At 63.9% G+C, this 5,819-nt stretch carries 5 protein-coding genes and 1 pseudogene; 1 reads left to right on the top strand and 5 read right to left on the bottom strand.

What is annotated here, in order from left to right:
* From EOA38_RS25710 to EOA38_RS25700, 3 genes and pseudogenes are all read right to left on the bottom strand, one after another.
* A pseudogene (locus EOA38_RS25710) lies at positions 1 to 348 on the bottom strand (branched-chain amino acid ABC transporter permease); the annotation flags it as partial.
* 3 nt (positions 349 to 351) lie between these two features.
* Entirely contained in the window at positions 352 to 1,212 is an 861-nt protein-coding gene (locus tag EOA38_RS25705) for a branched-chain amino acid ABC transporter permease (protein ID WP_126092950.1), read from the bottom strand.
* 76 nt (positions 1,213 to 1,288) lie between these two features.
* Positions 1,289 to 2,461 carry an ABC transporter substrate-binding protein gene (locus EOA38_RS25700; protein ID WP_126092949.1) on the bottom strand — a complete coding sequence of 391 codons (1,173 nt, stop codon included), beginning with the start codon at positions 2,459 to 2,461 and terminating at the stop codon, positions 1,289 to 1,291.
* 323 nt (positions 2,462 to 2,784) lie between these two features.
* Between EOA38_RS25700 and EOA38_RS25695 the strand changes: the two genes are divergently transcribed.
* Positions 2,785 to 4,446, top strand: a complete 1,662-nt coding sequence (locus EOA38_RS25695) for a sulfatase-like hydrolase/transferase (protein WP_126092948.1) — start codon at positions 2,785 to 2,787, stop codon at positions 4,444 to 4,446.
* A gap of 9 nt (positions 4,447 to 4,455) precedes the next feature.
* Here the strand turns inward: EOA38_RS25695 and EOA38_RS25690 are convergent, their stop codons facing one another.
* Together EOA38_RS25690 and EOA38_RS25685 are read right to left on the bottom strand one after the other, a co-directional pair.
* Entirely contained in the window at positions 4,456 to 5,310 is an 855-nt protein-coding gene (locus EOA38_RS25690) for a sugar phosphate isomerase/epimerase family protein (RefSeq protein WP_126092947.1), read from the bottom strand.
* A gap of 4 nt (positions 5,311 to 5,314) precedes the next feature.
* Positions 5,315 to 5,819 (bottom strand): ATP-binding cassette domain-containing protein (locus EOA38_RS25685; RefSeq protein ID WP_145966065.1); only part of this gene is annotated, 505 nt, incomplete at its 5' end.

Raw genomic sequence — 5,819 nt, 5'->3', positions numbered from 1 at the left:
GGACAAGAGGCCGGCGAGCGCCCCGCCGGCACTGCCCGCCGCGATCATGGCGACCGGGTCTGAAATGCCGAAATGCGCAGCGGCGATCCCGGCCGCATAGGCGCCCGCGCCGAATAGGGCTGCATGGCCAAGCGTCGCCACGCCGCAAAAACCGGTCACGAGATCGAGCGACAGCACCAGCATGATCATGCCGATGATGCGTGTGAGCAATGCCAGATTGTCGGGGAACAAAAGATAGCCTGCCCCTGCCGCCGCGAGCACGGCCGCAAGGCCGATCCAGTCGGCGGAGGCGGAGAACCGTGGTCGGGCGACTGGCCTGGCGGCGCCTGTGAGGTGGTCGGCGTTCATGCCTTAGGCCCTTCCGAGAAGGCCGCGCGGAAAGGCGCAAACGATGAGGATGACGGCCAGGTAGAAGAAGAACTCGCCATAGTCCGGCATCAGGTACCGCCCCGCGGTGTCGACCGCACCGAGCACGAGGCAGGCAAGCAAGGCTCCGCCGATCGAGCCGGCGCCGCCCACCGCGACCACGACCAGGAAGGTCACCATGTAGCGCAGCGCGTAATATGGCTCGATCGGCAGCAATTCGGCCCCCACGACACCGCCGAAGGCGGCAAGCCCGGCCGAGACCGCGAAGCTCGCTGCATAGACGGATTTCGTCCGGACACCCAGCGCGGCGGCCATCGGCGTGTTATCCACGGAAGCGCGCAGCTTCACGCCAAAGGAGGTCCGCTCGACCAGGTACCAGAGGGCGGCGGCAACGGCGAAGCCGCACAGGATCGCAAAGAGTTTGTGGGCAGCAATCGAACGGAAGCCGAGATCGACCGGCCCGCTCAGCAGCCCCGGCAGTGGGATGGTCTTGAGCGTCGGTCCGAAGGTGTAGTTGGCGATGCCGATGACGCAGAAGGTGATGCCGATCGTCATCAGCACCTGGATGAGTTCCGGAGCATTGTAGATGCGGCGGTAGAGCAGCCTTTCGATCGGCGCCGCGATGACCACGGTTCCTGCGACCGCGAGCACGAGCCCGACGACATAGCCGAGGCCGAGATCGCGCATGGCATAGGAGGCCAGATAGCCTCCCACCATGGCGAAAGCTCCGTGCGCCAGGTTCACCACCCGCATCAGCCCCATGGTCAGCGACAGGCCGATCGAGATGACGAAAAGCACCATGCCGTAGGCAAGGGCGTCGACCGCGACGCTGAGCACGCTTTGCATGGTTCACTCCGGAGGCCGCCCGCAGGCTGCCGCCTGCAGGCAAGAACATGGACGCTGAGGGCTTGCCTGCGCAAGGCTATTTGGCGGCGGCGAGACCCGGGTCCGTCATGTTGGGGAAGGTCTGGATCTCCTTGTTGTAATAGGTGCCGTCCTCGGCCTTGGCGACCTCCCGCAGATAGATGTTCTGCGTGATATGGCGGCTTTCGGGGTCGATCGATACCGGTCCTCGCGGACTTTCCCAGGCCATTCCCTTGACGGCATCGACGGCCTTCTTGGCGTCCTGCTTGCCGCCCGTCGCCTCGATCATCTTGTAGATGACCCTCATGCCGTCATAGGCGCTGACCGACGGGAAGGACAACTCCGCCGGATTGCCGATCGCGGTGCGCGCCGCCGCGACGAACTTCTTGTTCTCGCCGGAGTCGTGCGCAATCGAGTAGTGGAAGGTGGTCGTGACGCCGAGAGCCGTATCGCCCAGCGCCGGAAGATCGGATTCCTGCGTCAGGTCGCCAGGCGCCAGGAACTGGATGCCGGCCTGCTTGAGGCCGTTCTCGTTATACGACTTCAGGAAGCCGAGCGTGGTCGGGCCGGAGGGCAGGAAGGCAAAGACCGCCTCGGCGCCGGAATCCTTAACCCGCTGCATGATCGGGCTGAAATCGGTCGTCGACAGGGGCATGCGGATCGACTCGACGATTTGCCCGCCATCCGCCTTGAAGGTGGTCGCGAAAGCCGTTTCGGCATCGACGCCGGGCCCATAGTCGCTGACGGCGGTAATGACCTTCTTGATACCGCGCTGGGCCGCCACCTTCGCCATCGGCACCGACGTCTGCCAGAGCGTGAAGGACGTGCGCACGACGAGCGGACTCTTGGTCACGATCGCCGAGGTAGCCGCATTCATGATCACCATCGGCACGTTGGCCTGCTCAAGAAGTGGCGTGACGGCCATGGCATCGGGTGTGAAATAGAAGCCTGCGAGATACTGGACGTGCTCCTTGACGACCAGATCCTGGGCAAGTGATTTGGCCTGCGCGGGATTTGCCGCCGGAAGGTCGCGATAGACGATCTCGACATCATCATTGCCGACCTTGGCGCCGTTCAACGCCGTCCAGGCATCGATGCCGGCCTTGAAATTCTTGCCTTGAATGGCGAACGGGCCGGAAAACGGGCCGATCACACCGACCTTGATCGTATCCGCCAAGGCGGTTCCGCCGAGTGCGATCGCCGCAACCGCGGCCAGCAGCATGCGTCTCATAGTTCTCCTCCCTCGCGCGGCCGCCCAGCTTTAAACGGGGATTTTTCAGCCGCATCGTCTCGGTCTCTCATGCCGAAATGGTAATGTAAAATGAAAATCAGTCGCCGATTATTAACCTCCCGGATATGATTCGATCGAAATCCGGCGCACTTGCATCGTTTCCCTTTGCGGTGCGTGCGTGCCGGCAGCGATACGCTCTCTCATCGAACCAGATCGAGGATTCTGGCGGCCTATCCGGTCGGATCTGCCGACGATATAACGCCTTCGAGGCGATGATGGCATCCTCACCGCGTTACCAAGGAAAGCCGCTCCGACGGATAGCTATGACTTCAAAACGCAACGTCCTTTTCATCATGTGCGACCAGCTGCGGTTCGATTATCTGAGCTGCGCCGGACACAAGAGCCTGAAGACGCCGAACATCGACCGGCTAGCCGGCCGCGGCGTCCGCTTCACCAACGCCTATGTGCAATCGACGGTGTGCGGTCCCTCGCGCATGAGCGCCTATAGCGGCCGCTATGTCCGCTCGCATGGCTCGACCCATAACGGCGTGCCACTGAGGGTCGGCGAGCCGACGCTGGGCGATCACCTGCGCGAGGTCGGCGTGCGCACGGCGCTGATCGGCAAGACGCATATGACAGCCGACGAGGAAGGCATGGAGCGGCTTGGCATCGCCCGGGATTCGATCATCGGCGTGCGCGTCGCGGAATGCGGCTTCGAGCCGTTCGAGCGCGACGACGGCCTGCACCCCTCGACCAGCTACGACCCCGATCCGGCCTACGACACCTACCTGCGCGAGCACGGCTTCAACGCCGAAAACCCCTGGGAGCATTGGGCGAATTCCGGCGAGGGCGAGAACGGCGAGAACTTCAACGGCTGGCTCCTCGTCCACGCCGACAAGCCGGCGCGCATTCCCGAGGAACATTCCGAGACGCCTTACATGACTCGCCGCGCCATGCGCTTCATCGAGGAGGCCGAAGCCAAGGGCGAGGCCTGGTGCGCGCATCTCTCCTACATCAAACCGCACTGGCCCTATATCGTGCCGGCGCCTTACCACGATATGTATGGCAAGGCGGATATCCAGCCGCCGGTCCGCAGCGAGGCGGAGCGCATCTCGCCAAATCCGATTTTCGAGGCCTTCCAGCAGGAGCGCTACTCAAAGAACCTCTCGCGCGACGAGGTCCGCGAGACGGTCATCCCCTGCTACATGGGCCTGATCAAGCAGATCGACGACCAGCTCGGCCATTTGTTCGACTTCATGGAGAAGCGCGGCCTGTTCGGGAACACGCTTGTCGTCTTCACCTCCGACCATGGCGACTATCTCGGCGACCATTGGCTGGGCGAAAAATACCTGTTCCACGACGTCGCGGTGAAGGTTCCGATGATCGTCTACGATCCGCGCACGGAAGCCGACGCCACGCGCGGAACCACGTCAGACGCGCTGGTCGAGATGATCGATCTCGCGCCGACCTTCCTCGACTACCTCGGCGGCAAGGCCAAGCCGCATATCCTCGAAGGCCGCTCGCTGCTGCCGCTCACTTCCGGCGAACGGAAAAGCCTGCGCAACTTTGCGATCAGCGAATACGACTTTAGCGGCGATGCGGCGCGGCTGAAGCTCGCCATGCCGGTGTCGGACTGCAAGCTCTACATGGTGACCGACGGCCGCTTCAAACTCGTCCATGGCGAAGGCGTGCCGCCGATGCTCTTCGATCTCCGGACTGACCCCGGCGAGCTGCGCGACCTTGGCAGCGAGCCGTCGGCGGCCGCCGATATCGAGCGGCTGCGCAAAGTGCTGATGCGCTGGCTGGCGCTTCCCAACAACCGCATCACCGTTCCCGACGAATGGCTGACCGAGATCGACGACAAGATCGAGCATTTCGATCCGATCGTCGGCTCGGGTGTGCTCATCGGCTACTGGGACGAGGCAGAGCTTGCCGAGCAGCAGGAGGCGCGCCGCCGCTGGCTGGCGCGCCAACGTAGCGAGTAGAAGGCCCGCTTATCCCAGCGTCAGTCCGGCCTTCTTCGCCTCCTCTCGCAGGAAGGGCAGCCCGACCTCGATGACGTCGCGCGGGTCCTCCGCCACCGGGCGCCACACCGCGAGCCCGCCGGCAATGTCGACATCGACATGGTTCATGCTTTCGAGCGTGATCGCGCCTTCATAGCCGATGTCGGCGATCGCCTTCATGCAGGCCGCCCAGTTGAGCATGCCCCGCCCCGGCACGCCGCGATTGGCCTCCGACACATGGACATAGCCGAGGAAGGGCGCCGACGCCTCGAAGCCGGCGGCAAAGCTCTCTTCCTCGATATGCATGTGGTAGGTGTCGAGATGGATGAAGATGTTGTCGGCGCCGATCCGCTCGATGATCCGCGCCGCGTCGATGCCGCGGTTGATCAGATGCGTCTCGTAACGGTTGCAGGGCTCGATGCCGAGCTTCAGGCTGCGCGACTTCGCCGACTTCGCCGCCCGTTCGAGGAAGCGGCATATGCCGTCGATCTCCCTTTGCGTCGTCGCCCGGCCGGTCGTCTTGCCGATCGTGCCGTAGGTGACGCCGCCGAGCGCCTCACTGCCCACCTCGTTGCAGACCTTGAAGGCCGGCTGCAGGAAGTCGAGCGCCTCATCCGGCCGTTCGACCACGTCGAGCGCGCGCGGCAGGCCGAGCGACGGGATGAGCTCGACGCCATAATGGTTGGCGAAGCCGCGCGTGCGCTTGGTGTCGATCTCCTCGGGGCGCAGCAGCGGGATCTCCATCAGCCCGATGCCAAGCTCCTTTAGCCGGTCCATCTGCGGCTCGATGCGGCCAAGATCCCAGACCGGAGCGATGGCGAAAGTGTGCAGTCCAAATGTATTCATAAGCTCAGCCTCGTTGTTCATGCGCCGCGGCGGCGGCGATATCGCCGCCGCCGACGATGCGGCTGACGACTTCGTTCATGTTGGTCCTGGCGGTGACGAGATCGGCATCCGCCCTTCCGTGGCGCAGCACCACGATGCGGTCGGTGACCGAAAGCACGTCGTTCAGCCGATGCGAGATCAGGATGACGGCGATGCCTTCCGACTTCAGCCGCCGGATGAGATCGAGCACGCTTTGCACCTCGCGCACGGCGAGCGCCGCCGTCGGCTCGTCCATGATGACGAGCTTCGGATTGAAGGTCAGCGCGCGGGCGATCGCTACCGTCTGCTGCTGGCCGCCGGAGAAGGAGCCGACGGAGCGGCTGATCGACGGCAGATGTGCGCCCAACCGCTCGATCATCCGCGCCGCCTGGCGGTCCATCTCCGCCTTGTCGACGAAGCCGGGAAACAGGCCGAGCAGCCTTTTCGTCGGCTCGCGTCCAAGGAAGATGTTCGACGCCACATCCTGTTGT

This window comes from Mesorhizobium sp. M1E.F.Ca.ET.041.01.1.1, from assembly GCF_003997355.1.
GTDB lineage: Bacteria > Pseudomonadota > Alphaproteobacteria > Rhizobiales > Rhizobiaceae > Mesorhizobium.
This window is presented reverse-complemented; position numbering and strand designations above follow the sequence as displayed.

Bases quoted from the DNA above. Each gene is read 5' to 3' on its own strand.
- EOA38_RS25695 (WP_126092948.1), top strand. From the start codon at position 2,785: ATGACTTCAAAACGCAACGTCCTTTTCATCATGTGCGACCAGCTGCGG.
- EOA38_RS25690 (WP_126092947.1), bottom strand. From the start codon at position 5,310: ATGAATACATTTGGACTGCACACTTTCGCCATCGCTCCGGTCTGGGAT.
- EOA38_RS25700 (WP_126092949.1), bottom strand. From the start codon at position 2,461: ATGAGACGCATGCTGCTGGCCGCGGTTGCGGCGATCGCACTCGGCGGA.
- EOA38_RS25705 (WP_126092950.1), bottom strand. From the start codon at position 1,212: ATGCAAAGCGTGCTCAGCGTCGCGGTCGACGCCCTTGCCTACGGCATG.